General features: G+C 41.3%; 22 protein-coding genes and 3 rRNA genes. 3 read left to right on the top strand and 22 right to left on the bottom strand.

Annotation, left to right across the window (positions count from 1 at the left end):
• Positions 1 to 212: 212 nt before the first annotated feature.
• A complete protein-coding gene (locus tag AC3B5B_RS04420; RefSeq protein ID WP_489756803.1) occupies positions 213 to 740 on the top strand; it encodes a GNAT family N-acetyltransferase in 528 nt (175 codons plus the stop codon).
• Here AC3B5B_RS04420 and AC3B5B_RS04415 read toward each other — a convergent pair whose 3' ends face one another.
• Together AC3B5B_RS04415 and AC3B5B_RS04410 are read right to left on the bottom strand one after the other, a co-directional pair.
• On the bottom strand, positions 741 to 1682 hold the full coding sequence (locus AC3B5B_RS04415) for an alpha/beta hydrolase (protein WP_489756804.1): 942 nt from the start codon (positions 1680 to 1682) through the stop codon (positions 741 to 743).
• On the bottom strand, positions 1683 to 2867 hold the full coding sequence (locus tag AC3B5B_RS04410) for an MFS transporter (protein ID WP_489769411.1): 1185 nt from the start codon (positions 2865 to 2867) through the stop codon (positions 1683 to 1685).
• 79 nt (positions 2868 to 2946) lie between these two features.
• Here AC3B5B_RS04410 and AC3B5B_RS04405 point away from each other — a divergent pair, with 79 nt between their 5' ends.
• Together AC3B5B_RS04405 and AC3B5B_RS04400 are read left to right on the top strand one after the other, a co-directional pair.
• Complete coding sequence (locus AC3B5B_RS04405; RefSeq protein WP_489769410.1) at positions 2947 to 4053, top strand: hypothetical protein; 1107 nt, start codon at positions 2947 to 2949, stop codon at positions 4051 to 4053.
• Positions 4031 to 4864: an alpha/beta hydrolase gene (locus AC3B5B_RS04400; protein ID WP_489769409.1), complete on the top strand. Its 834-nt coding sequence runs from the start codon at positions 4031 to 4033 to the stop codon at positions 4862 to 4864. The genes AC3B5B_RS04405 and AC3B5B_RS04400 overlap by 23 nt, the downstream gene beginning before the upstream one ends.
• A 173-nt stretch (positions 4865 to 5037) precedes the next feature.
• Here AC3B5B_RS04400 and AC3B5B_RS04395 read toward each other — a convergent pair whose 3' ends face one another.
• From AC3B5B_RS04395 to fabK, 20 genes are all read right to left on the bottom strand, one after another.
• Entirely contained in the window at positions 5038 to 5487 is a 450-nt protein-coding gene (locus AC3B5B_RS04395) for a threonine/serine exporter family protein (protein ID WP_489756808.1), read from the bottom strand.
• Between the two features lie 17 nt (positions 5488 to 5504).
• Complete coding sequence (locus tag AC3B5B_RS04390; protein ID WP_489769408.1) at positions 5505 to 6260, bottom strand: threonine/serine exporter family protein; 756 nt, start codon at positions 6258 to 6260, stop codon at positions 5505 to 5507.
• A gap of 76 nt (positions 6261 to 6336) precedes the next feature.
• A 5S ribosomal RNA gene (rrf, locus tag AC3B5B_RS04385) occupies positions 6337 to 6453 on the bottom strand.
• A gap of 73 nt (positions 6454 to 6526) precedes the next feature.
• Positions 6527 to 9443, bottom strand: a 23S ribosomal RNA gene (locus AC3B5B_RS04380).
• Positions 9444 to 9598: 155 nt separating this feature from the next.
• Positions 9599 to 11165 (bottom strand): 16S ribosomal RNA (locus tag AC3B5B_RS04375).
• The 16S, 23S and 5S rRNA genes sit together here, the layout of an rRNA operon.
• Positions 11166 to 11564: 399 nt before the next feature.
• Entirely contained in the window at positions 11565 to 12692 is a 1128-nt protein-coding gene (locus AC3B5B_RS04370) for an LCP family protein (RefSeq protein ID WP_489769407.1), read from the bottom strand.
• 147 nt (positions 12693 to 12839) lie between these two features.
• Positions 12840 to 13586 carry an aspartate/glutamate racemase family protein gene (locus AC3B5B_RS04365; RefSeq protein WP_489769406.1) on the bottom strand — a complete coding sequence of 249 codons (747 nt, stop codon included), beginning with the start codon at positions 13584 to 13586 and terminating at the stop codon, positions 12840 to 12842.
• Between the two features lie 2 nt (positions 13587 to 13588).
• A complete protein-coding gene (locus AC3B5B_RS04360) occupies positions 13589 to 15121 on the bottom strand; it encodes a UDP-N-acetylmuramoyl-L-alanyl-D-glutamate--2,6-diaminopimelate ligase (RefSeq protein WP_489756812.1) in 1533 nt (510 codons plus the stop codon).
• On the bottom strand, positions 15118 to 16161 hold the full coding sequence (locus AC3B5B_RS04355; protein WP_489769405.1) for a sensor histidine kinase: 1044 nt from the start codon (positions 16159 to 16161) through the stop codon (positions 15118 to 15120). The genes AC3B5B_RS04360 and AC3B5B_RS04355 overlap by 4 nt, the downstream gene beginning before the upstream one ends.
• Positions 16162 to 16163: 2 nt before the next feature.
• Positions 16164 to 16850, bottom strand: coding sequence for a response regulator transcription factor (locus AC3B5B_RS04350; RefSeq protein WP_489769849.1), 687 nt, complete (start codon positions 16848 to 16850; stop codon positions 16164 to 16166).
• Between the two features lie 70 nt (positions 16851 to 16920).
• Positions 16921 to 17916, bottom strand: coding sequence for a zinc ribbon domain-containing protein (locus AC3B5B_RS04345; RefSeq protein ID WP_489769404.1), 996 nt, complete (start codon positions 17914 to 17916; stop codon positions 16921 to 16923).
• A gap of 158 nt (positions 17917 to 18074) precedes the next feature.
• Positions 18075 to 18818 carry a carboxyltransferase subunit alpha gene (accA, locus tag AC3B5B_RS04340; protein WP_489757691.1) on the bottom strand — a complete coding sequence of 248 codons (744 nt, stop codon included), beginning with the start codon at positions 18816 to 18818 and terminating at the stop codon, positions 18075 to 18077.
• Positions 18819 to 18834: 16 nt separating this feature from the next.
• On the bottom strand, positions 18835 to 19692 hold the full coding sequence (locus tag AC3B5B_RS04335) for an acetyl-CoA carboxylase carboxyltransferase subunit beta (protein ID WP_489756815.1): 858 nt from the start codon (positions 19690 to 19692) through the stop codon (positions 18835 to 18837).
• Positions 19685 to 21070, bottom strand: coding sequence for an acetyl-CoA carboxylase biotin carboxylase subunit (locus AC3B5B_RS04330; protein WP_489756816.1), 1386 nt, complete (start codon positions 21068 to 21070; stop codon positions 19685 to 19687). Before AC3B5B_RS04330 ends, AC3B5B_RS04335 begins: the two co-directional genes overlap by 8 nt.
• Before the next feature lie 12 nt (positions 21071 to 21082).
• Positions 21083 to 21529: a 3-hydroxyacyl-ACP dehydratase FabZ gene (gene fabZ, locus AC3B5B_RS04325; protein WP_489756817.1), complete on the bottom strand. Its 447-nt coding sequence runs from the start codon at positions 21527 to 21529 to the stop codon at positions 21083 to 21085.
• Positions 21530 to 21546: 17 nt separating this feature from the next.
• Positions 21547 to 21972, bottom strand: coding sequence for an acetyl-CoA carboxylase biotin carboxyl carrier protein (locus tag AC3B5B_RS04320; RefSeq protein ID WP_489756818.1), 426 nt, complete (start codon positions 21970 to 21972; stop codon positions 21547 to 21549).
• On the bottom strand, positions 21973 to 23205 hold the full coding sequence (gene fabF / locus AC3B5B_RS04315; RefSeq protein ID WP_489769403.1) for a beta-ketoacyl-ACP synthase II: 1233 nt from the start codon (positions 23203 to 23205) through the stop codon (positions 21973 to 21975).
• An 11-nt stretch (positions 23206 to 23216) separates the two neighbouring features.
• Positions 23217 to 23951 carry a 3-oxoacyl-[acyl-carrier-protein] reductase gene (gene fabG, locus AC3B5B_RS04310; protein ID WP_489756820.1) on the bottom strand — a complete coding sequence of 245 codons (735 nt, stop codon included), beginning with the start codon at positions 23949 to 23951 and terminating at the stop codon, positions 23217 to 23219.
• Positions 23951 to 24901: an ACP S-malonyltransferase gene (locus tag AC3B5B_RS04305; RefSeq protein ID WP_489769402.1), complete on the bottom strand. Its 951-nt coding sequence runs from the start codon at positions 24899 to 24901 to the stop codon at positions 23951 to 23953. Before AC3B5B_RS04305 ends, fabG begins: the two co-directional genes overlap by 1 nt.
• The gene (fabK, locus tag AC3B5B_RS04300; RefSeq protein ID WP_489756822.1) at positions 24891 to 25844 is read right to left on the bottom strand and encodes an enoyl-[acyl-carrier-protein] reductase FabK; all 954 of its coding nucleotides are present in this window, start codon (positions 25842 to 25844) and stop codon (positions 24891 to 24893) included. The genes AC3B5B_RS04305 and fabK overlap by 11 nt, the downstream gene beginning before the upstream one ends.
• Position 25845: the final 1 nt, after the last annotated feature.

The following is a 25845-nucleotide window of genomic DNA, read 5'->3' as shown; positions in this document are numbered from 1 at the left end:
ATCTCTTCTCCCTTAAATTTTGTAGCCGTTTAGTTGTGTTGAGTTTACTCTCTTTTTAATTAAAAGTAAATGAGATGTTGTGGCTATTTTTATAATTATTATTAATGTAAAAATAATCAGCAACCCGACCAACACGAACCAAACACTTGAGTTACGCGTTTAAAACTACTATAATCACTTTTATTAAGATTAATTATGAGGAGATTTTTTTAATGCCAGCAACTTTTCGTTTAGCGACGCTGCCAGATTTAAGTACCATCGTTACCATTTATAACCAAAGTATTCCTATCCAAACGATTACCGCCGATTTAGAACCCGTTACTGTCGCCCAACGCCAAAGCTGGTTTTTAGAACATCAACAAAATCCCCTACGTCCGTTATGGGTTATTTTACAAAAGCAACAAATTGTGGGCTGGGCTAGCTTATCCGATTTTTATGGTCGGGCTGCTTATCAAACTACCAGTGAAATCAGTATTTATTTAGATAAGAATGCACAACATCAAGGTCTCGGCCAAGCCACCCTAGATTTTATTTTTCCGCAATTAAAAAGTTTGCATATAAAAACAGTTGTTGCCTATATTTTTAGTGCCAACTTAGCCAGTGAACATTTATTTAGTAAAAATAATTTCCAACGTTGGGGTCACTTACCGGCCGTAGCCAATAATCAAGGCAAAGTTTTGGACTTAGATATTTGGGGCCGCCACTTTCAAGATTTTTGCAGTAAAAAAGCTGGTCATTAATCACTGACCAGCTTCAAACTTATTTTTGACCGTGACCTGTGCACAGAATTGTTGAATCACTTGTGCGTAACGCTGCGGATCACTTTCAATGGAACGAATATGGCTCCCATCAACAAAGTCCACCAATTGCACTGCTGAAGTTACTCCTTGCATTAATTGAGCTGACATTTGTGGGGGCACTGTCGTATCTTTTAAACCACGAATTAGCAAAACCGGGACTTTCGTTTGCTGCAATGCTGGTCGAACATCAATTTGCGCATAACTGGCACCAAACTTAACTTTCGACCATAATGAAATCAACTGGGTTATGGCTTTACTAGGCAACTTAAACTGACGATGAATAGTATACTCACTAATAGCCTGGGCATTAGTGTAACTAGAATCAGCAATCACGCCAGCTAATTGTGGCGGCAAAGATAAAGCCAAACTCTGTAAAACAGTCGCTGCTCCCATCGACGCCCCAAATAAAATCAAAGGTGCCTGTAATTGAGATTGTTGTTGTAGCCACTGCAGCCACAACTGCACATCGTATTTTTCCAAATAACCATAACTTAAATAATCACCTCCACTTAAACCCGCAGCGCGATTATCAGGTTGTAAAACGTTATAGCCCAATTGATAAAATAAACCACCAATTTTATCTAATGAATGATGATCCACCCCAAAACCATGAACAATTAAAACCGTTCCTAAGTTTTGGGGATTACTGGTCAAAAAGCCCGTTAACGTCCAGCCATCATGGGCTACTAACTGGACTGTGCGATGTGGTAATTGTTCAAACTGTTGGGCCCATTTAATGGCTTGGTTAGTGGATGCATATTGTGGTGGTTGCGTTTTTAACGCTGAACTGTCACGACGCTGTACATATTCAAACAAGACTTTTCCGATTAGTAAAGGAACTGTTCCTAAAACTGTTACACCGGCTAATTTTTTCTTAAACATTTATCGGACCTCCTTTACTAAAAAAACGCCCATGGCAGCTAATGTAATCGTAATAAAAATCAATAAAAATAGATTATTAAAAGTCCATTGAGTTGCCAATAGACTGCCTAAATAAGGACCGACAGCCCGTCCTAATGAACCAAAGATGACATAAAAGCTTTGATAGCGTCCTTGGTTATCCGCGTTCGCAAATTTATTGAGTAAGGCAGGAATGGTGGGGAACGTAACTGATTCTCCAATGGTTAGTAATAACATGCTCCACACATATTGACTATAATGTGTCGCATTAGGTAACAATAAAAATGACCCCGCCATAATCAATAATCCCGTACCAATCTGAAATTTTAAGGATTGAAACAAATGCGTCATGATTTGATTCATCAAGGGCTGAATAATAATCAGTGACGCCGCGTTAATACTAAATAATAAACTATACTGGTGCATTGTTAAATGCCGATCTAACATATATAAGGACATATTGCTATCCCACTGTGAGTAACCTAACCAGACAATTAAAGTGGCTAAGCATAAAAGTATCAAATTCAACCTCAAATGTTGGGACTTTAACTGGTTAGTGTGCCCATTATTAGTTGAAGGAGCGTGGTAGTTTGCATGCTGGACCTGTTGAACGCCATCCAAGATCGAACCACGCCAAAACACAATTACCAAACACAAGCCAAAACACAATGCTGGCAAAAAGAAAGTTAAAAAAATACTACTTTGAAAAATCACACTCACCAGCATGGAACCAATGGCAATTCCGACATTAGCCGCCAAATACATTGCATTAAAAACCCTTTGGGGCGCATGACTTTGCTGAGCTGCCACCGCCGTATATGAGTTCACCGCCGTATAACTAATGCCCATGCCTAAGCCTACGATCACTAACCAAATAGGATACAAGGGCCACTGATGATTAACCGCCATAATCACAAAACCGAGTGCCGCTAATAAATAGCCACAGCACAACGTTTTCGTATGCGAAAACCGATCAAACAAATAACCGCCCAAAGCATTACCCAGCATCATCACTAAGGAATAGATCATTAGGACCCAACCAGCAGTAATCATTGATTCGTGTAAATATTTCGTTATAAAAATAGTATTCACTGGTAAAATAAAGCCCATAACGAGATTAAAAATTACATTCATAATTAATAACCACCGTTGCTGTTCATTTGCCATCGAAGAATTCCTTTCCGTTTTTGGATTAAGTCATAGTTACTAACATCTAGCCACAATCTTTTGAAGAGGAGCATTTAGATTGAACATTCATTTATTAAATATTAAACAACAAGGACAACAAATCTTAACTTGGATCTATCCCTTTGTCCTAGTTGATGCTTATTCACATCTCATCACTAGTAGCGTTATAAACCCGAATGGTTTTTTACGTCATCTCTTACATTTACCGAACCTCAGTCACTATTTACCCTTATTCCTAAATTTAAATAATTTATTGGAGTTCGGTATTTTATTACTACTTAGCTATCTTATTTCACAAAAATTCCAGTCGCAAGCATCTTTAGTCACACATTGCTGCACTTGCTTAGTAATTATTTTAACTTGTTTAAACCATGATACCAATCTTTATCTGAATCAACCACCGATTTTATTGGTGATTATTATTAGTTTGATGAGTTCCTTAATTTTAAGTCGTCTCCACTGTCCCACCTTGATTATTACTGTGGCTATTATTTTAGGCTATAGCTTAAATTGGTTAAACCCTTTGAGTTGGTTCAATAATATTCCTGGTATTTCCACTAATGTTCAAAAAATTCAACCACTCAGTTTATTTTTTCTGACAATTATTCGTTGTCTGGGCAGTTGGCTCGGGCTCATCAATCCCTTTAATGCTAAAAGTCAAGCCATCAACTCACCCGCAGCTACTGCCAATTTGAGTGCTGCTTTATCACATCAAAGTTTGCCTTATCCATTGAATACCCATTCGCTTTATACTAGCTATGCCTTTTTAGGAGGAATTGGGTGCTGTTTGGGGTTAATTTTTGCGCTTTTGTATTATCATCGCTACCAAATCGTGCTCGAAAATTTGATTCCCAGCATGTTTGGACTGAACGCCCCATTACTCATTAAACTACCAGTCTTATTCAATTATCGCTTCCTAATTCCCTTTATTGTGAGTCCTTTAGTCAGCATGTTGATTGGTTACTGTTTCATTAATTTGAAATGGGCGTCACCTGCCATTTACCAAATTTTTGCCGGCACCCCAACTTTTCTTTGGAACTTTTTAGGAACCAATGGCAACTGGGCAGCTTTGTTCGCGACTCTTTTAGCCATCCTTAGTTCCACTTTAATTTATTTGCCATTTGTGAAAGCGGAGGTTGCCCATGAAAAAATCACTATGGATTAAAATTATTCTCTTGATCTTTGTCCTCAGCAGTATTCCTGCCTATTTTCAAATGAAGCAGGCTGTTTATAGTGAAAAAGCGTTCCACAATTCAACACTATCCCCGGTGATCTTTATCCCTGGCAGTTCTGCTTCACAAAATCGCTTTGATGATTTATTAAAGCAATATAATACCCCTAAAAAAAGACATAGTATTGTCAAAATTACGGTGCGGACGAACAATCACTTGCATGTGACGGGTAAAATTACTGCTCATGATAAACAACCTTTTATTGTGATTGCTTTTCAAAATAACGCTGACGGATACCAGAATATTAAAAAGCAAACTTACTGGCTCAAATTAGCTATCAATTATTTAACTGCTAATTATAACTTTAACAACTTCTCTGCCGTCGGTCACTCTAACGGCGGCTTAATTTGGACGTGGTATTTAGAAAAATATTTTAATCAAAACGCTTTGCGCATCAATCATTTAATTACCATTGGTACGCCCTACAATTCTTTAGAATCCAATATCAAAAATCAAACCGCAATTTTCCACCAATTACACCAGCACCGCCAACAATTACCCAAGAATTTAATTGTCGATTCCATTGCGGGCACTAAAAATTATCAAGATGATGGCACTGTACCTTATCAAAGTGTCGAAGCGGGTAAATATATTTTTCAAAATACGGTCGCTAAATACACACAGGCCACCGTCACTGGTGACGATAGTGAGCATTCCAGTTTATTAGCTAACCAACAAGTTCGAAACATTATTCGTGAAAATATCTTGAATCAATTTAATTTTAATAATGAAAAAAAGCCATAACTTTTGTTATGGCTTTTTTAAAGGGATATTACTTCAAGTAATATTTATCATCAGTTCACATCTAATGATAAAAATGTCACCATATCCGCTGGCTATTGTTATTAATAACAATCGACATTCCCAGAATCATCACTAAAAAGTGATCACTCGACTCATCGCATATCATCAATTTATCATGAATAACGCCGAAATGCAAGATCTACAATTAATTGGGCTAAGATATAGCCCATTGCAATTGCCCCAATAATTAAAATGACTAGCACTGTTAAATGCAGCCCTTCGAAGATTTGTCCAAAAACCAGTGCTCGTACAGCTTGATATGCGGTTGCTCCAGGAACTAGTGGCACCAACGCTGGTATATTAAATAGACTCACGGGCATCTTTTTATAACGCGCACATAAATAACTAACAATTCCAATCATTAGTGCCGCAATTAAGTTAGCGAATACTTTACCTGATTTCACAAAATTACTTAAAATCCAATAAATCATCCAGCCTAATGATCCACAAACACCACTAGTAATGAGCGCTGTGCGCGGAATATTAATACAGAGTGCATATCCAATGGTGCCGACAAAGCTAAATGTAATTTGAATAATAATTTGAATCGCATTTAGTATCATATACGAAACTCCTTTCTTTAAAAGAATCTCAGTACCATTGCGATACCGCCGCCAATCGCCATTGCACTCAAAATCGCCGAACCCATTCGAGCTAACCCTGATATTAAGTGCCGTGCCATCAGGTCGCGCAGTGCATTCGTTAACGATACTCCTGGCACTAAGGGCATCACAGCACCAATAATTAAGTAGTTTAAATTATTTACACAGTGAATTTTTTGAAGCACAACGGCTAAAAGCGCAATAGTGGTTGCTGCTAAAAAAGTACTGATAAAACTAATATCAATCCATTGTTTGACAAAATAATCAATTAAATAACCAATCATTCCTACAATTCCTGCAGGCACAAAATCAACCCAATCATATTCGCCCACAAATAAAATCATCAAGGTGCAACTCAACAAAAAAGCGCCAGCTGCTTTTAACCACAATGGAAAATCTAACATCGACCGCTCAATTTGCTGTAACCCTTGTTCTAATTGCTCTAAAGTTAATTGTTCAGCCACAAATTGACGTGATAATGAATTAACTTCCGTCACTTTATATAAATTAGTCGTTTCGTGGTTAATTTGCACCATTCTTGTATTAGTCAAACGATCAGCGCTTAAAAAAATTCCCGTCGGCGTCGTATAAATCTCCGGGTGTTCAATTCCACCCTTTAGCAAAATTCGTTGCATTGTATCCTGGGCACGATGCATTTCTGCTCCGGATTCAATCATAATTTTTCCCGCTAATAATCCGACGTCAACTATTCGTCGTTGTTGTTTGTAAGCCATAATCAGTACTCATCCCATTCTTTTTAAAGACACAAAAAAAGATTATCATTATTAAAATGATAATCTTTTTTAAACAGCATGGCAACGACCTATCCTCGCAGGTAGTTTCCCACCAACTACTTTCGGCGCTGAGAAGCTTAACTTCTGTGTTCGGCATGATTCCAGGTGTTTCCTCCTCGCTATCGCCACCACACTTGCTCTCTTCTTACCTTCTGAAAGAACCTTAGTCCTCTCAAAACTGAATATTATGTTCTTACTCGACACCCTTGGTTAAGCCCTCGACCGATTAGTATTGCTCAGCTCCATGTATCACTACACTTCCACTCGCAACCTATCTACCTCATCTTCTTTGAGGGGTCTTACTTCATTACTGAATGGGAAATCTCATCTTGAGGTGGGTTTCACACTTAGATGCTTTCAGCGTTTATCCCTTCCATACTTAGCTACCCAGCTATGCCTTTGGCAAGACAACTGGTACACCAGTGGTATGTCCATCCCGGTCCTCTCGTACTAAGGACAGATCCTCTCAAATTTCCTACGCCCGCGACGGATAGGGACCGAACTGTCTCACGACGTTCTGAACCCAGCTCGCGTACCGCTTTAATGGGCGAACAGCCCAACCCTTGGGACCGACTACAGCCCCAGGATGCGATGAGCCGACATCGAGGTGCCAAACCTCCCCGTCGATGTGAACTCTTGGGGGAGATAAGCCTGTTATCCCCAGGGTAGCTTTTGTCCGTTGAGCGATGGCCCTTCCATACGGTGCCACCGGATCATTAAGCCCGACTTTCGTCCCTGCTCGACTTGTCTGTCTCGCAGTCAAGCTCCCTTCTACCTTTACACTCTACGAATGATTTCCAACCATTCTGAGGGAACCTTTGGGCGCCTCCGTTACTGTTTAGGAGGCGACCGCCCCAGTCAAACTGCCCACCTGACACTGTCTCCCGCCGTGCTTCAACGGCGCGGGTTAGAGCTTTCATATAACAAGGGTAGTATCCCACCAGCGCCTCCTTCGATACTAGCGTACCGATCTCTACGGCTCCTACCTATCCTGTACATGTTACACAAAAACTCAATATCAAGCTACAGTAAAGCTCCATGGGGTCTTTCCGTCCTGTCGCGGGTAACCTGCATCTTCACGGGTATTATAATTTCACCGAGTCTATCGTTGAGACAGTGCCCAAATCATTACGCCTTTCGTGCGGGTCGGAACTTACCCGACAAGGAATTTCGCTACCTTAGGACCGTTATAGTTACGGCCGCCGTTTACTGGGGCTTCAATTCTGGGCTTCGACCGAAGTCTAACTCATCCTCTTAACCTTCCAGCACCGGGCAGGCGTCAGCCCCTATACGTCATCTTACGATTTTGCAGAGACCTGTGTTTTTGATAAACAGTTGTTTGGGCCTTTTCACTGCGGCTGGCTCTTACACCAGCACCCCTTCTTCCAAAGTTACGGGGCTATTTTGCCGAGTTCCTTAACGATAGTTCTCTCGCTCACCTTAGGATTCTCTCCTTGACTACCTGTGTCGGTTTGCGGTACGGGTATTCAGTGTCTCACTAGAAGCTTTTCTCGGCAGTGTGACTATTGTGCTTCGCTACTTTAATTTCGCTCCCTATCACAACTCATCCTTCGCGGTTATAAGCATTTGACTCATATCCAGACTCGCTGCTTAGACATGCTTTTCCAGCTGCATGCTCACAATTCATCTCCTGCGTCCCTCCATCGTTCAAACAACACTGAACAGTACAGGAATCTCAACCTGTTTTCCATCGATTACGCCTCTCGGCCTCATCTTAGGTCCCGACTAACCCTGGGCGGACGAGCCTTCCCCAGGAAACCTTAGTCATCCGGTGGACCAGATTCTCACTGGTCTTTCGCTACTCATACCGGCATTCTCACTTCTAAGCTCTCCACCAGTCCTCTCGATCTGGCTTCTTCGTGCTTACAACGCTCTCCTACCACGTACATCTTTCGATGCACATCCACAGTTTCGGTACCATACTTAGCCCCGGTACATTTTCGGCGCAGAACCACTCGACTAGTGAGCTATTACGCACTCTTTAAATGAGTTGCTGCTTCTAAGCCAACATCCTAGTTGTCTGTGCAGTTCCACTTCCTTTTCCACTTAGTATGGATTTTGGGACCTTAACTGGTGATCTGGGCTGTTCCCCTTTCGACGATGGATCTTATCACTCACCGTCTGACTCCCGGAGAAAGATCTTTGGCATTCGGAGTTTATCTGAATTCAGTAACCCATGTTGGGCCCCTAGTCCAAACAGTGCTCTACCTCCAAGATCCTCTTCTCCGAGGCTAGCCCTAAAGCTATTTCGGAGAGAACCAGCTATCTCCAAGTTCGTTTGGAATTTCACCGCTACCCACACCTCATCCCCGCAATTTTCAACTTACGTGGGTTCGGTCCTCCAGTGCGTTTTACCGCACCTTCAACCTGGACATGGGTAGGTCACTTGGTTTCGGGTCTACGACTACGTACTCTCTTTCGCCCTATTCAGACTCGCTTTCGCTGCGGCTCCGTCTTCTCAACTTAACCTCGCACGCAATCGTAACTCGCCGGTTCATTCTACAAAAGGCACGCCATCACTCTTTAACGAGCTCTGACTACTTGTAGGCACACGGTTTCAGGATCTATTTCACTCCCCTTCCGGGGTGCTTTTCACCTTTCCCTCACGGTACTTGTTCTCTATCGGTCACTAGGGAGTATTTAGCCTTGGGAGATGGTCCTCCCTGCTTCCGACGGGGTTTCACGTGCCCCGCCGTACTCAGGATACTGGTAGAGTGTCTCTGATTTCGCCTACTAGACTATCACTATCTCTGGTTCAGCTTCCCAACTGATTCAGCTATCTTCGACTATCTCACGTCCCAGTCCTACAACCCCAAAGAGCATGCTCTCTGGTTTGGGCTCTTTCCGTTTCGCTCGCCGCTACTCAGGAAATCGATTTTTCTTTCTCTTCCTATGGCTACTTAGATGTTTCAGTTCACCACGTCTTCCTCACTTACAACTTTCGTCGCAGTGTGACTAAGTTTTACCTTAGCCGGGTTCCCCCATTCGGATATCTCCGGATCTTCGTTTACTTACAACTCCCCGGAGCATTTCGCTGTTCGTTGCGTCCTTCTTCGGCTCCTAGTACCTAGGCATCCACCGTGCGCCCTTATTATCTTAACCTTAATTACTACTGTTTCTTACTTTCTTCGAATCTCTCGATTCTCGGTGTCTTTCTTCTCATAATATTCAGTTTTCAAAGTACTAATGTTTGAGAGTAGACCTCTCAAAACTAAACAAAGTTTCTTGCCAACTGCTTTCCGTTTATTTTTCCTTAGAAAGGAGGTGATCCAGCCGCAGGTTCTCCTACGGCTACCTTGTTACGACTTCACCCTAATCATTTGTCCTACCTTAGACGGCTAGCTCCCCGAAGGGTTACCCCACCGGCTTTGGGTATTACAAACTCTCATGGTGTGACGGGCGGTGTGTACAAGGCCCGAGAACGTATTCACCGTGGCATGCTGATCCACGATTACTAGCGATTCCAACTTCATACAGGCGAGTTGCAGCCTGCAATCCGAACTGAGAATGGTTTTTAGAGTTCTGCTTGCCCTCACGAGTTCGCTTCTCGTTGTACCATCCATTGTAGCACGTGTGTAGCCCAGGTCATAAGGGGCATGATGATTTGACGTCGTCCCCACCTTCCTCCGGTTTGTCACCGGCAGTCTCACTAGAGTGCCCAACTTAATGCTGGCAACTAGTAACAAGGGTTGCGCTCGTTGCGGGACTTAACCCAACATCTCACGACACGAGCTGACGACAACCATGCACCACCTGTCTTCCTGTCCCCGAAGGGAACCCTGTATCTCTACAGCTTTCAGGAGATGTCAAGACCTGGTAAGGTTCTTCGCGTTGCTTCGAATTAAACCACATGCTCCACCGCTTGTGCGGGCCCCCGTCAATTCCTTTGAGTTTCAACCTTGCGGTCGTACTCCCCAGGCGGAGTGCTTAATGCGTTAGCTGCAGCACTGAGAGGCGGAAACCTCCCAACACTTAGCACTCATCGTTTACGGCATGGACTACCAGGGTATCTAATCCTGTTCGCTACCCATGCTTTCGAGCCTCAGCGTCAGTTACAGACCAGAGAGCCGCCTTCGCCACTGGTGTTCTTCCATATATCTACGCATTTCACCGCTACACATGGAGTTCCACTCTCCTCTTCTGCACTCAAGTTTGACAGTTTCCGATGCACTTCCTCAGTTAAGCTGAGGGCTTTCACATTCAGACTTTTCAAACCGCCTGCGCTCCCTTTACGCCCAATAAATCCGGACAACGCTTGCCACCTACGTATTACCGCGGCTGCTGGCACGTAGTTAGCCGTGACTTTCTGGTTGAATACCGTCACTACTTGAGCAGTTACTCTCAAGCACGTTCTTCTTCAACAACAGGATTTTACGATCCGAAAACCTTCTTCATCCACGCGGCGTTGCTCCATCAGACTTTCGTCCATTGTGGAAGATTCCCTACTGCTGCCTCCCGTAGGAGTTTGGGCCGTGTCTCAGTCCCAATGTGGCCGATTACCCTCTCAGGTCGGCTACGTATCATCGCCTTGGTGGGCCTTTACCTCACCAACTAGCTAATACGCCGCAGGTCCATCCTTTAGTGACAGCCGAAACCGTCTTTCATTCCTTAATCATGTGATTAAGCACTTTATGCGGTATTAGCAACTGTTTCCAATTGTTATCCCCCGCTAAAGGGCAGGTTACCTACGTGTTACTCACCCATCCGCCGCTCGCGTCCATATCTTCCTACCCGAAGGTATTCCGTTACTTCTGCTCGCTCGACTTGCATGTATTAGGCACGCCGCCAGCGTTCGTCCTGAGCCAGGATCAAACTCTCATTTTTTGTTAGTTTGTTGACTCAGACTTAGAACTCTAACGTTCTTTGTCTTCTTTATTACTTTTAAATTGACAGGTTCTTTTTCAAGAACCCAGCACTTGGCTTTTAAAGAAACTTTGTTCAGTTTTCAAAGATCTACTTAACTTTTTGTTGATTACCACTTGATTAAGCGGCTTATTTAGTTTATCATCTTATCATGAGCTTGTCAACTGTTTTTTTTATTTGCTTAACAGTGACGCGCATGACTCATTGACAACAGAAAATATATTATCAACTTTTTTACCCTTTTGCAACCCCTTTGCCCATCTTTTTTTATTCTTTTTTGCTACTTATTGCTCTATCCCTTGGTATGACTGCTTTTTCATGATATAAAAAAAGCAATTTATTTTTAAAATAAATTGCTTTTTAGTTATCAATCAAGTAATTACTATTAACATTTTCGCCATAAATTACATAATTTTGATTTACTTTTTCCTTAAAATCAAAACCATTTTTCGTCACATTCATTTTATTTTGTCGTGTCTCGACGTTATTAATCTTTTCTTTATCTTGGCCAACACTGGTTCTTAATTTATCCGATACGCGCTGTAATTCTTTAGTTGGCGCTACTTCATAAGAAATTCCGTCAATTAGGGTGCCGTGCCCTTGCAAATGATCAGAGTCCATGTTTTTAGACGCTCCTCGATAATATTGAATTAACGCAGTAATATCATCCAATGATAGATTAGTACTCATCGAATTAGAAATGCTATTCAACACTTTTTGAAGATTAGGTAACGTACTTAGAGAAGTTGCTTTTTTGACAATTGCCATAATAACCTGACGTTGTCGCATTTGCCGACCATAATCGCCTTGCGGATCGTCGTAACGCATTCGTGCGTAAGACAGACTTTGTTTGCCGTTAATGACTTGCTTACCTTTATGAAAACTACTGCCATCGTAACTGAACGCAAACGGTGCATCTACTTCAACTCCACCGACTGCGTCTACTATTTTAGGCAGTGAATGAAAGTCCAAAGTAATATAATTATCAATCTTGATATTAACTAATTTTTGCACAGTTTTCATCGCTGCCTCAGACTCTCCTAAATTATAAGCGGAATTAATTTTCTGAATCACATGCTGGCCGCTTTTTATCCCATAAATTTCCGATAAAGTATCCCGTGGAATACTCATTAACACTGTTTTTTTAGTTTGTGGATTGATCGTTGCCAAAATCATAGTATCTGAATTACCACGATCAGTGCGTCCTTCATCGCCTGTATCTACTCCTAACAATAGAATAGTAACTGGCTTTTTTTGCGCGATCGTTTTGGAAGGTCGAATTGCGGTACTCGGCCGATAAGCATTGCCTAAAGCATTACTAGCTTGCGAGTAAATCCGAAAGCCGTAAGCCCCGACGATAAAAATAGCCATAATTAAAAAGAGCAAAATGCTCTTCAAAAAACGATGACTTCCCATTTGGTGCTGTGATTGCATCGAAACTTTTTGATTGCGTTTCAATAAGGATTTATTTGGTTCTGAATTATTCATTACTTCAATTAACCTCAAAATTCTAAATGATTTACTCAACTGTGAATTTTGATTTAGCGCTAAGCTAAATAAGCTTTTCACAATTTAGATTATTAATTATACATTATCAAAGCAATAATGCAATTCTAATATAAAATAATTTTCAGTTTAGGACTGCGCTACTCCAGCTTGAATCATTACGGGTAAGCCTTGCTGTAGCCTTTGACCTAAATTGACACAAGTATCAACCATAATACTTTGCGCATCAACTACTGAATAATTATGTTGCGGTGCTTTCTCTTGGGCCAAAGAAAGTTCTGTACAACCTAAAATAACCACGTCGGCTCCAAAATCATGCACCATTCGCTTGAGAATCTGATGATATAACTGTGCATCAACTATCCCTTGTTCTTTGATACAATCATAGATCAAAGTCATCACATCCGCCTGCAGCTGTTCATCACCCAACGTATAATCTAATCCCTGTTGTTGTAATTCTTGTTGATAGACTTGATCCGCTAAAGTACCTTTCGTGGCAATTAATCCCACTTTTTGCGCTCGGGGATAGTGCTGTTTCAAATAGCTAACAGCACTCCGGGGCATATGCAATAATGGAATTGACGTCTCTTGTTGTAATTGTTCATAGAAATAATGCGCAGTATTGCAAATAATAACCATAAAAGCGGGCTGTAAGAGTGATTGTTGTTGAATATCTTCTAACAAATCGGGATAAAAATTCGGTTTTTGATGATCCAAAATATAATCGGTTCGATCAGGAATACTAGCATGATTGACTAATAAATAATTTAAATATTCTTGATCCTTAATTGCAGGGGTTCTTGCATTTAACAGACGCACAAAACTTTCCGTGGCTGCCGTGCCCATGCCGCCAATAATTGTAAAAAAGTCTTTCATCGCTATCCCTCAATTTCCTGAACTATCTGTTGTGCCACATTTAAGTCATTGGGATAATCCACATTCACACCACGAATTTTTTGGTACTTATCTTCACCTTTACCAGCTAACACGACAATATCTTGCGGTTGACTAGTAGTAATCGCCGCTTGAATCGCCTGCTGACGATCTAGAATAATTGCCACTTGCACTTTCGTATGATCAATTAACTGATTGATTTCTTCACAAATAGCTTGAGGATCTTCAAATCCCGGATCATCAGTCGTTAAATACGCCTGATTAGCGTATTTACTTAGAGCTTTAGCAAAGCCCGAACGCCGTGAAACGCCCTTGTCGCCTGTACTACCAACTACCACGATAATTTTGGATTGTGGATTTTCCGTTTTTAAAAAATGTAACAATGCCGACATGCTAGCGTAATTATGCGCATAGTCAACGTAAATCGTGCCGTGTTGCTTGGTTTTAATTGATTCCATCCGCCCCGGAATATGCACATCCATAATAGATGTTTGCGCCAATTCATAAGGGGCCCCCGCAATCCCAGCACCAATAATTGCGGCAGTCGCATTGGCTTCATTAAAGTCACCGATCAAACTTAATTGATAATCACCAGCAATATTCAGTTGCTGAGCTTTAGCACTTTGAGCCCTGATCGTAAATTCACTTTCTGCCAATGTACTCTCTTTACTCTGATAAACAAAGTCCGCCACTTGTTCATTGCCACCTTGGCGTGAAAAAACATACAGTTTAGAACTAGGAGTTGTCGCTTTAGCTGCTAAATATACTTCGTCAAAATAGTCAGTATCTCCATTAATCACACAACTCTTTGAATTTACTAAGAGCTGTAATTTGCAATGAAGATAATCGGCAAAATCGGGATGTTCATTGGGACCAATATGATCAGGTGAGATGTTTAAAAAGAAGCCAACATCATATGTTAAACCATAAACACGGTTACGCTTATAAGCCTGTGATGAAACTTCCATCACCAAATGCGTCATCCCACTATCTACAGCTTCACGCATATCATGAAATAAATCCAGTGATTCTGGAGTAGTTAAATTGGACTTAAATTTCTGACTGGGCTTCGGTCCTAAAATCCGATCAATCGTCGAAAATAAGGCGGTCTTTTGATTCGAATAATTTTGCAAAATTCCACGTGTAAAGTAGGCCGAAGTCGTTTTCCCTTTAGTTCCTGTAAAAGCAATAATAAACAGATCATTCTGTGGGTAACCATAAAAAGCCGCCCCTAATAACGCCATCGCTTTCTGCACGTCGGTTACAATTAAGGCATTCATGCCCTTGATATCTGGATATGCTACTTCAGAAACATAAGTTGTTGCTCCATTAGCCTGAGCCTGCTTTAAATAACTTTCTTTAAAATGTGTTCCTTTGCAAAAGAACATACCATCCTTTTGTGCCTGCCGTGAATCGTAAGTTACGGCGGTAATTTCATTGTCAAACACAATATCAGCCTGTTTTAGCAACTTATGTTCCTGCAATAATAAAGTACAACCATTTAAAATCAAAGTCATGATTTATCTCCTTCACTGGTTAAATTTTTCGGTAAGTCAATCTGAAAACAAGTTTGTTGTGCATCAGAGTGGACTGTAATCTGTCCATGTTGCATTTGCACCAAGCTTTTGGCAATGGCCAACCCTAAGCCTGTCCCCCCCGTTTTACTCGAACGAGACTGATCGACACGATAAAAACGATCAAACAAGTGTTGCTGATTTTCTGGAGCAATCGCTTGGCCATTATTAATCACCTGTAAAATTACGTGATCTTGTTGTTCTTTAGCGCACAACCAAATATGATCGGCACCTTGACCATACTTGATGGCATTAATTACTAAATTATTAAAAACTCGCCCAAGCTTTTGACTATCAGCTTGCATGATTAACTGCGGAACATCACTGACCACTTCCATTTGAATATGCTGTTTTTTAGCTTCTAATTCAAAATCTGCATCAATCTGTTCCAGCATTTGAATCATATCGAATGTTTGAATATTTAATTTAGTGTTCGAGTTATTAGCACGAACATATTCAAATAAATCATTCACTAACGAACGTAATTGTAACGATTTTTGATAAGCAATATGCACGTATTTTTGCACATCGGCCGTTGACGTTTGCGGATTTTGTTCAATTAAACCTAAAAAGCCAATAATTGACGTCAATGGCGTCCGTAAATCATGACTCACATTAGTAATCAATTCGTCTTTACTTTGTTCCGCAGCCACTTGATTTTTCATGGATTCACTGGCGGTTTGCATCACTTTATCCATTTGCTGAATTAATTGTTGTAGTTCCAAAATAGTAATGCCATCAGCACTAGTCGCTTCGCCACGCGCCAAATGTTGCAGATAATACTGTGTACGATGTAATTGGCGTTGATACAAATATTGATAGGCTAAAAGAATTATTATTAACCCATCTAACAATCCTATCAGCCACCATAACTGGGGCGTTTGATTAATCATCGTGGCCCATTTGAGTTCACCGCCGACGGCCAATACGAAAATAATGGTCGTTATATAAACTACCCACCGACGGGATAGCATTGCCTTCATGTTTAAGCCTCCACTTTGTAGCCAACACCCCAAACGGTTTCGATGACTTGTTCACCATTAGTTGCTTCTTCTAATTTATCACGCAAATGACTCACATGAACCATCACTGTTTTGGCAGAAATCACACTTTCTTGCTTCCAGACACGCTCAAAGATCTCATCTGCAGAAAAGACGCGATTAGGATGACTGGCTAGTAAATATAAAATGCCAAATTCCAATGCTGTGAGTTGCACTTTCACTCCCGCATTGGTCACGACTTCGTGGGAGCTTTTATCGATGGTAATTGGTCCAATTTCTAATTTATCTGGTAAAATTTCGTGACCTTGAGCATGGGTCCGGCGCAACAAAGATTTCACCCGGGCCATCACCTCTAACGGATTAAAGGGTTTAACCACATAGTCATCAGCACCCGTAATTAGTCCTTGGATTTTATCCAAATCACTAGTTTTGGCAGAAACTACAATAATGGGAATTTGTGAATCCTTACGTAATTTTTTAATCACTTCAATTCCTGACATGCCGGGCATCATAATGTCTAATATTAAGAGTGCAATATCCGGATTAGCTTTTAATTGATCGAGCGCTTGTACACCAGAATTAGCAACAACTGGTTGATAGCCTTCATTTTTTAAATAAATGCTGAGCAGTTCCACAATATCTTGGTCATCGTCTACCACTAAAATTTTCAACAATTATCGCCTCACAAGTTAACTTATATCTCCCAAACTTAACCATATCATACCATATCTTAAGAAACGCTTATTGCCGCACATTACTCTGTTTGAATTGATGCCAATCCCAAATTGTTAAAATTAATAATAAAATACTCAATGTTAAAGCTGATTTGCCACTAGCACCGAGACTTAGTGGTTGCATGACACCACTTTTAGCGGCAAAGCTCAAACTCACATGTAAGATTAACCAACCACCAAAATACCACAGTAAGTTCCAAACATTACCCCACTTAATTAACTTTTTCCCAAAATGATTCGGCATCAAGGCGCCCAAGATAATCAATAATGGTCCGGCAGCAATAATCCATAATCCTAGATCCGGATTAATTTGAAAATGTAAGTAATAATTTAACAAGTTAAGTGCTTGTTTAATAGTCTGCGCTAAAGAGAAATTAGTCACCACATTGCTGCCAAAAAAGTTATTACTAAAAAAGTTTGGCCAGTAGCTGCTACTCAATAAAATACCTGCAATAATTAATAACAGCCACGAGCGCTGATTTTTTGACTTGGTTGTTGGCGCAACCGTTGACACTTCTGTTACTCCCGCTTGAGTTTGTGGTTGTAAGGGTTTGGTAAAATTCGGTTGTTGATAGTGATCAGCGCGCGCTTTGATCATTGGACGCCGTTTAATAGCCGCAGAAGTTGCCGGCTGTTTGCGGCGAAAAGCATTCCGGATTTTTTGATCCAGATTAGTTTGCCGCCGATTAGCGTGCCAATAACCGGCCGCAATCAATCCCAGTGCGACCACTAAGCTCAACCATTTACCGATATAAACATAAGTCAAAATAACAAAAATAACGGCTAAAACATCCATAATGGGATTATTCTTGAGCCAGAGCAAAAAACTGACCATAGAATTAGTCGAAGATTGATGATAACGCTGTGCCCGCGAATAAGTTTGATCTCTACCATCAGCATCAGCGTGCGCTCTTTGCGGCTTCGCCACTAATTGATAACCACAGGTCGGACATTTTTTGGCATTAGCTTTGATTTTGGCACCACAGTTGGGACAATATTGCATCAAAATCATCCTTTCAATTTCAGTTATATTAATTGATAATTATAGTTTTATCTTAAAGGATAATTATGAAGAATTACCAAATTTTATCAACTAAATTTTTAAACAAATTAAGCGCAACCAACAAAATAGGTGCTGGCTGCGCTTAATCAGACATTTTATTAAAATTTACGAAATCGTTCTTTGCGCTGTTGCAATAAATCAGACAAACTTAACTGATCGAATTGAGCCAATTGTTGATCAATCAAGGTCTGTAATTGTTTGGCTTGCTCATCTAAAACCGTCTCGGGTAAAACTTGTTCAATAATTTGATTTTGTTTCAACCAAGCGGGTTCAATATGCATCATTTCCGCTGCTTTATTAGCCAGCTTGGAATCTTTCCACATAATAGAAGCAAAGCCTTCTGGCGAAAGAACAGTATACATACTGTGTTCTAGCATCCACACTTGATCAGAACAGGCCAAAGCTAACGCGCCACCCGAACCTGCTTCGCCAATAATAATAGTTAAAATGGGAACTTGCAGTTGCAACATTTCACTGATGCTCTTAGCCAATATTTGGCCTTGACCTTTCACTTCAGCCTCTTCACCCGGATAAGCACCTGGAGTATTAATCAACGTGACAATTGGTGCACCCATTTTTTGCGCTAATTTCATTACGCGTAAAGCTTTCCGATAACCTTGCGGGGTTGGACTACCAAAATGAGTGGCTAGGCGTTCCTCTAATTCCTGACCTTTATTCGTGGCTACTACCGCCACCGTCCGTTGCTTGAGCTTAGCAAAGCCGGCAATAATCGCCGGATCATCACTATCCACTTGATCGCCATGTACAGCAAAAAAGTCCGTAAATAATTGATCAATCAGCGGTTGCAAGTCAGCTTTCCTATCACTTCGCGCACCTTCCATGATCGTACTAACTTGTTTACTCACTTTGCGCAGCTCCCTTCCACTTTTGACCAGCAAAAATTGTCAAGATTTGATCTAATTTCTGTAGTTGTTGTGGTCGCGCCACAATTTCATCAATAAAACCATGCTGATAAGCGTTTTCTACACTTTGAAAATCTGAAGGCAATTTCTTATTGATGGTTTGCTCAATGACGCGCCGCCCAGCAAAACCTAACAACGCTTGGGGTTCTGCTAGCGTAATATCAGCCTGTGAGGCAAAGCTAGCTGTTACGCCTCCGGTAGTAGGATCCATGATCACTGCCACATACAATAATCCAGCTTGGCGATGTTCATTAATTGCTTGCGAGATTTTCGCCATCTGCATTAAGGAATGAATTCCTTCTTGCATCCGAGCACCACCAGAAGCAGTGAACATAACAACTGGTAATTTTCGTTCTGTTGCTTGCTCAAATAAACGGGTAATTTTTTCACCAGTAGCTGTTCCTAAACTTCCCATAATGAAGTTAGGATCCATAATTCCTAAAGCCACATCATGTTGAGCCAACTTGGCTTGTCCAGTTAAAACTGAATCCAACAATTTTGTCTTCGTCTGAGCCTTATGCAATTTCTCTTGATAATCTGGAAACTTTAAAGGATCAGTCGTGGCTAACTCAGCATCCCATTCTTGAAAATCTTTCGTTAACATCTTCAAGCGTTGGCGAGCATTCACCCGAAAACCATAACCACATTCCGGACAAACTTGAAATTTACCGGCCCGCCGAAAATAAAACTTACTGCCACAATGAGGACAATAACGAAAAATTCCTTGTGGAACATTATGATAATAACTATTTAAGGCTTGAATCGGATGAGGCGCAAAATGATTTTCACTCATCGTCACTAGCCCCCTTTGAGGATTGTGCCATATATTGCGGTAAAAACTTTTGATCAATATATGTGGTCAAATAATGACCTTGGCGAACTTCCTCTTGTTGTAATAATTGAATCAAGAAATCATCGTTCGTCGTGACACCATCAATTTTGAATTCTCGCAATGAATTAATCAAACGGCGCAAAACGACCGGGCGCTGTGAACCAAAAGCAATAATCTTAATAATCATTGAATCATAAAATGGTGATATCTGATCACCACTGTTCACGCCACTTTCAACGCGAACCCCTAGCCCACCGGGCCAGGACATTTGCTTAATCTGACCAGCCTGCGGTTGAAAATTCTTTTTCGGATCTTCCGCATTAATTCTCGCTTCGATAGCTGCACCATGGATCTGCACATCCGCTTGCGTCATGGACAAATCAGCGCCTGCAGCAATTTTTAATTGCTCTTGCACCAAATCAACTTGCGCTACTTCTTCAGTAATAGAATGTTCTACCTGAATCCGCGTATTCATTTCCATGAAATAAAAATGATGTTGCGGATCCATTAAAAATTCAATCGTCCCTACATTTTGATAGTCAATTGCTTTGACTGCGCGAATGGCTAACTGCTGCAAATGTTGCCGTTCTTGCTCATTAATCTCTACGCAAGGCGTTTCTTCCAAAACTTTTTGTTGCCGTCGTTGTAAGGAACAGTCTCGTTCAGGCAAGGCCACCACGTGCCCTGCTTGATCAGCCATAATCTGAACTTCAATATGCTTAGCAGGAGAGATAATCTTTTCCAAATACATGCGGTCATCACCAAAAGATAACTTTGCTTCTTCTTGCGCTTGCACAAAAGAATCACTTAATTCTTCTGGTTTAAAAACTTTACGAATTCCTTTACCGCCACCACCAGCAGCGGCTTTGAGCATGACTGGATAACCGACTTTTTGGGCAATTGCTAATGCTTCTTGCGCATTAGCGACAAAACCTTCACTACCCGGAATAACCGGCACCTCATTTTGTTGCATGGTAATCCGCGCATTAGCCTTATTACCCATCAACGCAATGGTTTTGGCCTTAGGACCAATAAAAGTCAACTGACATTCTTCACACAATTGTGCAAATTCCGGACTTTCGGATAAAAAGCCATAACCTGGGTGGATTGCTTGCGCTCCTGTTAATAAAGCCGCACTCACAATGTTTTGCATATTCAAATAGGAATCAGCTGGTTGTGGGCCACCAATGCAAACTGCTTCATCGGCTTCTTTCACATGTTGTGCATTTTTATCAGCCGTTGAATAAACTGCTACTGAGGTAATATTTAATTCGCGTAAAGCGCGAATAATCCGCACAGCAATTTCCCCACGGTTGGCAATTAAAACTTTTTCCAACATTTCAACTCTCACCTACTGTACGGCAAATGTTAATTCACCAGAACAAGCAATTTGGTCATCAACATAAGCAGTCGCTTTACCAATACCAATATTTCCACGTAATTTATCTAATTTAACTTCCAAACGTAAACTATCGCCGGGACGTACCATTTGCCGGAATTTAACTTTCTTAACACCACCGAAATAAGCGGTCTTGCCTTTAAATTCAGGCATCGTTAATAAAGCAATTGCCCCTGTTTGTGCCAAAGCTTCCAAGATTAAAGCTCCAGGCATCACGGGGTTACCCGGAAAATGTCCCTGGAAATAACTTTCATTGACAGAAACATTCTTGCGACCAATTGCATATTGACCAGGTTGATAATCTAGTACTCGATCGACTAATAACATTGGGTAACGATGTGGTAAAATTTCTTGAATTTGGACAACATCTAAACTTTGTTTATTTTCATTTGCTTCCATTAATCTTCTGAGCCCTCCTAATTGGGTGTGACAGTAAATAGGGGTTGATCATATTCCACAACCTCTTCATCAGAAACTAAGATTTCACTAATAGTTCCCTTAATCTCACTCTTAACTTCTGTCATCATCTTCATTGCTTCAATGACACAAACAACATCGCCCACTTCTACTTGATCCCCAACTTTTTTAAATTGTGGTTGGTCAGGAGAAGATTGGAGATAAACAATCCCAACTAAAGGCGACTTGATTTGCGGCAATTGTGCTGTATCTTCTACCACAGTAGCTTGATTATCTGGTACTACTGAACTAGGAGTTACGGTGGCTGGAGCAGTTTGACTTTGCTTGCTCAAATACAAATGTCCACCATCAAAATCCAAATCTAATTCATTAATGTTACTTTGATTAACTTGCTTCATGAGAGCTTGAATTTCTTCAAAAGTCATTTAAGCTTGCCACCTTTTCATTGCTAGAACTGCATTATGACCACCAAAACCAAAGGAGTTGCTGAGTGCATAATCAATTGTCCGTTGGTTATTGTTAGTTGTTACTAGGTTCACATCACAGTCTGCATCTTGATTCATAATTCCAACATTCACTGGCAATTGTCCAGATTGTAATGCCAAGGTTGTGGCAACTGCTTCGACTGCACCCGCAGCGCCCAATAAATGACCAGTCATACTCTTCGTACTGGAGACTAAAACTGAACTATCAGCACCAAAAACTTGATTAATAGCCTTTGATTCTGCCGAGTCATTGCCTTTAGTTCCCGTGCCATGAGCATTAATATAGCCCACTTGTTGCGGCGTGATTTGGGCTTCTTGCATAGCTAAACTCATTGCCCGCGCCGCTTGGGTACCTTTCGGGTCTGGAGAAGTAATATGGTAAGCATCAGATGTTGTTCCATAGCCAACAATTTCACCCAAAATTTCAGCACCACGTGCTTGCGCATGTTCTAAAGATTCCAAAATTAACGTTCCGGCACCCTCGCCCATCACAAAGCCTGAACGACTTTCGTCAAATGGTAGGCTAGCTTTGGTCGGATCAGTGGCCTTAGACAAGGTTGACAAAGACGCAAAACCTGCAATCCCAATCTGATTAATGGAAGCTTCTGAACCACCAGTAATCATAACGTCACTACGTCCATCTTTAATTTGACGGTAAGCTTCACCGATCGCATTCGTACTGGAAGCACAAGCAGTCACAATTGTCGTACTAATATTATGGGCCTGGTAACGCATAGACAAATTACCAGCTGCCATATTAGCAATCGCAGTGGGCACAAACATTGGCGAAACCCGATCCGCACCCTTATCATGCATTTTGATCACTTGTTGTTGAATTGTCGTTAAACCGCCAATACCAGAACCCCAGATTACGCCTAAACGATCGGCATCAGTATTCTCAGCATTGATTTGGGCTTGCGCCATGGCTTCATCGCTAGCATAAACCGCATATTGGGTAAAAGCATCCATGCGCTTCGTATCTTTTTTTGTTAAATGCTGTAACGCATCAAAATCATCTAACTGTCCAGCAACTGTAACTCCTGTACTAGTTGCATCAAAATAAGTAATTGGTTCAAAACCAATCTTTTGTGAATTTAAACCTGCTTGAAAACTAGCAACATCGTTACCGATAGGGGTAACAGCCCCTAGTCCTGTTATTACTACTCTTGTCATAATGATTCTCCTTACTGCATTGTTAAGCCGCCATCGACCGTCAATGTTTGGCCAGTAATATAATTATTTTGAGCCAAAAAGACAGCAGTTTGGGCAATTTCTTCAACTTGACCAAAGCGCTGTAGTGGAATTTGTTTAATAATTTCTTGTTGCCGTTTATCACTTAATTGCTGCGTCATTTGGGTATCAATCATTCCGGGAGCAATTGCATTACAACGTAAATTACGCAAAGCCACTTCTTTCGCAACTGATTTCGTTAACCCAATGATGCCGGCTTTACTGGCAGCATAATTAGCCTGACCAATATTACCAGTCAAGCCAACAACACTGGCTAAATTAATAAAACATCCCGAACGTTGTTTGTACATTGGCCGTAATGCCTGACGAATAACATTAAAAGTTCCCACTAAATTAGTTTGTAAGACACTGTCAAAGTCTTCTTGTGACATCCGGTTCAATAAACCATCGCGAGTAATTCCTGCATTATTAACTACAACATCAATGTGGCCCGCTGCAGCCAATGTTTGCTTAATTAATTGTTCTGCAGAGTCCATCTGCGTCACGTCAGCACTAATATCAAAACATTGAACCCCAAAAGCGGTAATTTGAGCTTGCACGTCGGCACTAATGGGATGCCGCGCATTTAAAACGATATTCGCTCCTTGCTGTGCAAAAGCTTTGGCAATTGCTAAACCAATACCTCGTGAGCTACCGGTTATTAAAACTACTTTGTCTTTGAGTTCCATTAATCCATTGCCTCCAACGCTGTAATTGTCTGTTGCAGTCCATCATAACTATCAACTTGATAAGTAGGAATCTTCCGCACAATCTTTTTAGCAAAGCCTAATAAGGTTTTCCCAGGTCCCAACTCCAGAACTGCCGTTAAATCTGATGCTTGCTGTTGTAAAGTAGCTGCAAAATAAGTGGTCGAAACTAACTGTTGCGTAAGATTATCACTCAAAGTTTGCGGAGCAAATTCTTGTTTAGTGGTCGTACTAAATACTGGAAATGTTCCGGTCTGCCAATTAACTTTCGTTAAGGCCGAATTTAATTGTGCCTGAATTGGTTGCATCAACGGTGTATGAAAAGCTCCACTAACTTTTAATGGAACAACCCGCAGTTTTTCCTGCTGCTGCTTTAATAAATCAACAGCCCGCTCTACTGCTGTAGGGACGCCACCAATGACAATCTGTTGTGGTGTATTAACATTGGCCACACCAATGGCACCGAATTGACTAGCTTGCTGAACTGCTTGTTCAACACTAGCTAAATCGGCTTTCATAATGGCGACCATTTCACTGGCCGTTTGCTCACTAGCTTGTTGCATTAATTCGCCACGCCGCTTAATCAATTGCAAACCGGTAGCAAAATCAACGTAACCACTGCTAGTTAAAGCACTATATTCGCCTAAGCTTAGTCCTAAGCCAAAGCAATCTTTAGTAGTTAAATAGTCTTTTAATTCCTGATATAAGCTCCAACTCATGGCCAAAATAGCCGGTTGCGCCAAGCGCGTTTGTGCTAACTGATCAGACAAAGCTGCATCATATAAAATACTTGGCAAGTCTAACTGTAAAATTTCGGCTGCTTGATCAATATGCTGCTTAAAACTTGGCAAACTTTCGTACAGGTCCTGTGTAATTCCTGTTTTTTGGGCACCTTGACCGCTAAACAGTAATCCCAACATCTTAATAGTCACCGCCTAAAAGCCGATCTGCCCGGGAATAAACATCTTCCAAGATCTCAGCTGCTGGTTGTTCTTTTTTAACCAAACCAGAGATTTCACCAGCCATATAAGCACCGGTCTTGGCATCACCATCTAAAACTGCACGCCGCAAACTACCATTACCTAATTCTTCAATATCACTATAATTAGGATGCTCTTTAGCGGCTTCAGCTTTTTCTAACTTCACATAAGTCTTAGCCATTTTGTTTTTCAAAACTCTAGATGGATGACCTGCAAAGTCACCGGTAACCATTGTGCTGGCATCATTAGCCTTCAAAACCGCTTTTTTATAAGTGGGATGAACTTTAGATTCGGTAGCTACTAAAAAGCGGGTTCCCATTTGGACACCTTGCGCACCCAGCATCATAGCCGCTGCCAAACCACGGCCATCACCAATACCACCAGCCGCAATGACAGGAATATTAACCGCATCAACCACTTGAGGAACTAAGGCCATTGTCGTTAACTTTCCAATATGACCACCAGATTCCATACCTTCTGCAATCACGGCATCTGCACCAACACGTTCCATCATTTTGGCCAATGCTACAGAACCAACGACTGGAATAACTTTGATATTAGCCGCTTTAAAGCGTGTAAAGTAATCGCCAGGATTACCAGCACCCGTAGTAACTAAAGCGATGCTGTCTTTATATTCCAAGACAACTTCCACCACTTCTTCAACATGCGGTGACAATAACATAACATTGACCCCGAAAGGTCGATCGGTTAAAGACCGCGCAATTTTAATCTCTTCGGCAATTGCAGAACCTGGTGCATTGCCTGCACCAATAATTCCTAAACCACCAGCATTGGAAACAGCGGCCGCCAATTTACCATCAGCGACCCAGGCCATTCCCCCTTGAAAAATCGGATATTTCAATCCCAGACTTTGAATAAATGGACTTAACTTCATG

Source organism: Bombilactobacillus sp. ESL1187 (genome assembly GCF_058107155.1).
This window is presented reverse-complemented; position numbering and strand designations above follow the sequence as displayed.

What these genes read in the sequence shown, in the direction of transcription:
- AC3B5B_RS04420 (WP_489756803.1), top strand. Translation starts at nt 213, where the DNA reads ATGCCAGCAACTTTTCGTTTAGCGACGCTGCCAGATTTAAGTACCATC.
- AC3B5B_RS04415 (WP_489756804.1), bottom strand. Translation starts at nt 1,682, where the DNA reads ATGTTTAAGAAAAAATTAGCCGGTGTAACAGTTTTAGGAACAGTTCCT.
- AC3B5B_RS04410 (WP_489769411.1), bottom strand. Translation starts at nt 2,867, where the DNA reads ATGGCAAATGAACAGCAACGGTGGTTATTAATTATGAATGTAATTTTT.
- AC3B5B_RS04400 (WP_489769409.1), top strand. Translation starts at nt 4,031, where the DNA reads ATGAAAAAATCACTATGGATTAAAATTATTCTCTTGATCTTTGTCCTC.
- AC3B5B_RS04395 (WP_489756808.1), bottom strand. Translation starts at nt 5,487, where the DNA reads ATGATACTAAATGCGATTCAAATTATTATTCAAATTACATTTAGCTTT.
- AC3B5B_RS04390 (WP_489769408.1), bottom strand. Translation starts at nt 6,260, where the DNA reads ATGGCTTACAAACAACAACGACGAATAGTTGACGTCGGATTATTAGCG.
- AC3B5B_RS04370 (WP_489769407.1), bottom strand. Translation starts at nt 12,692, where the DNA reads ATGAATAATTCAGAACCAAATAAATCCTTATTGAAACGCAATCAAAAA.
- AC3B5B_RS04365 (WP_489769406.1), bottom strand. Translation starts at nt 13,586, where the DNA reads ATGAAAGACTTTTTTACAATTATTGGCGGCATGGGCACGGCAGCCACG.
- AC3B5B_RS04360 (WP_489756812.1), bottom strand. Translation starts at nt 15,121, where the DNA reads ATGACTTTGATTTTAAATGGTTGTACTTTATTATTGCAGGAACATAAG.
- AC3B5B_RS04355 (WP_489769405.1), bottom strand. Translation starts at nt 16,161, where the DNA reads ATGAAGGCAATGCTATCCCGTCGGTGGGTAGTTTATATAACGACCATT.
- AC3B5B_RS04345 (WP_489769404.1), bottom strand. Translation starts at nt 17,916, where the DNA reads ATGCAATATTGTCCCAACTGTGGTGCCAAAATCAAAGCTAATGCCAAA.
- accA (WP_489757691.1), bottom strand. Translation starts at nt 18,818, where the DNA reads ATGGAAGGTGCGCGAAGTGATAGGAAAGCTGACTTGCAACCGCTGATT.
- AC3B5B_RS04335 (WP_489756815.1), bottom strand. Translation starts at nt 19,692, where the DNA reads ATGAGTGAAAATCATTTTGCGCCTCATCCGATTCAAGCCTTAAATAGT.
- AC3B5B_RS04330 (WP_489756816.1), bottom strand. Translation starts at nt 21,070, where the DNA reads ATGTTGGAAAAAGTTTTAATTGCCAACCGTGGGGAAATTGCTGTGCGG.
- fabZ (WP_489756817.1), bottom strand. Translation starts at nt 21,529, where the DNA reads ATGGAAGCAAATGAAAATAAACAAAGTTTAGATGTTGTCCAAATTCAA.
- AC3B5B_RS04320 (WP_489756818.1), bottom strand. Translation starts at nt 21,972, where the DNA reads ATGACTTTTGAAGAAATTCAAGCTCTCATGAAGCAAGTTAATCAAAGT.
- fabF (WP_489769403.1), bottom strand. Translation starts at nt 23,205, where the DNA reads ATGACAAGAGTAGTAATAACAGGACTAGGGGCTGTTACCCCTATCGGT.
- fabG (WP_489756820.1), bottom strand. Translation starts at nt 23,951, where the DNA reads ATGGAACTCAAAGACAAAGTAGTTTTAATAACCGGTAGCTCACGAGGT.
- fabK (WP_489756822.1), bottom strand. Translation starts at nt 25,844, where the DNA reads ATGAAGTTAAGTCCATTTATTCAAAGTCTGGGATTGAAATATCCGATT.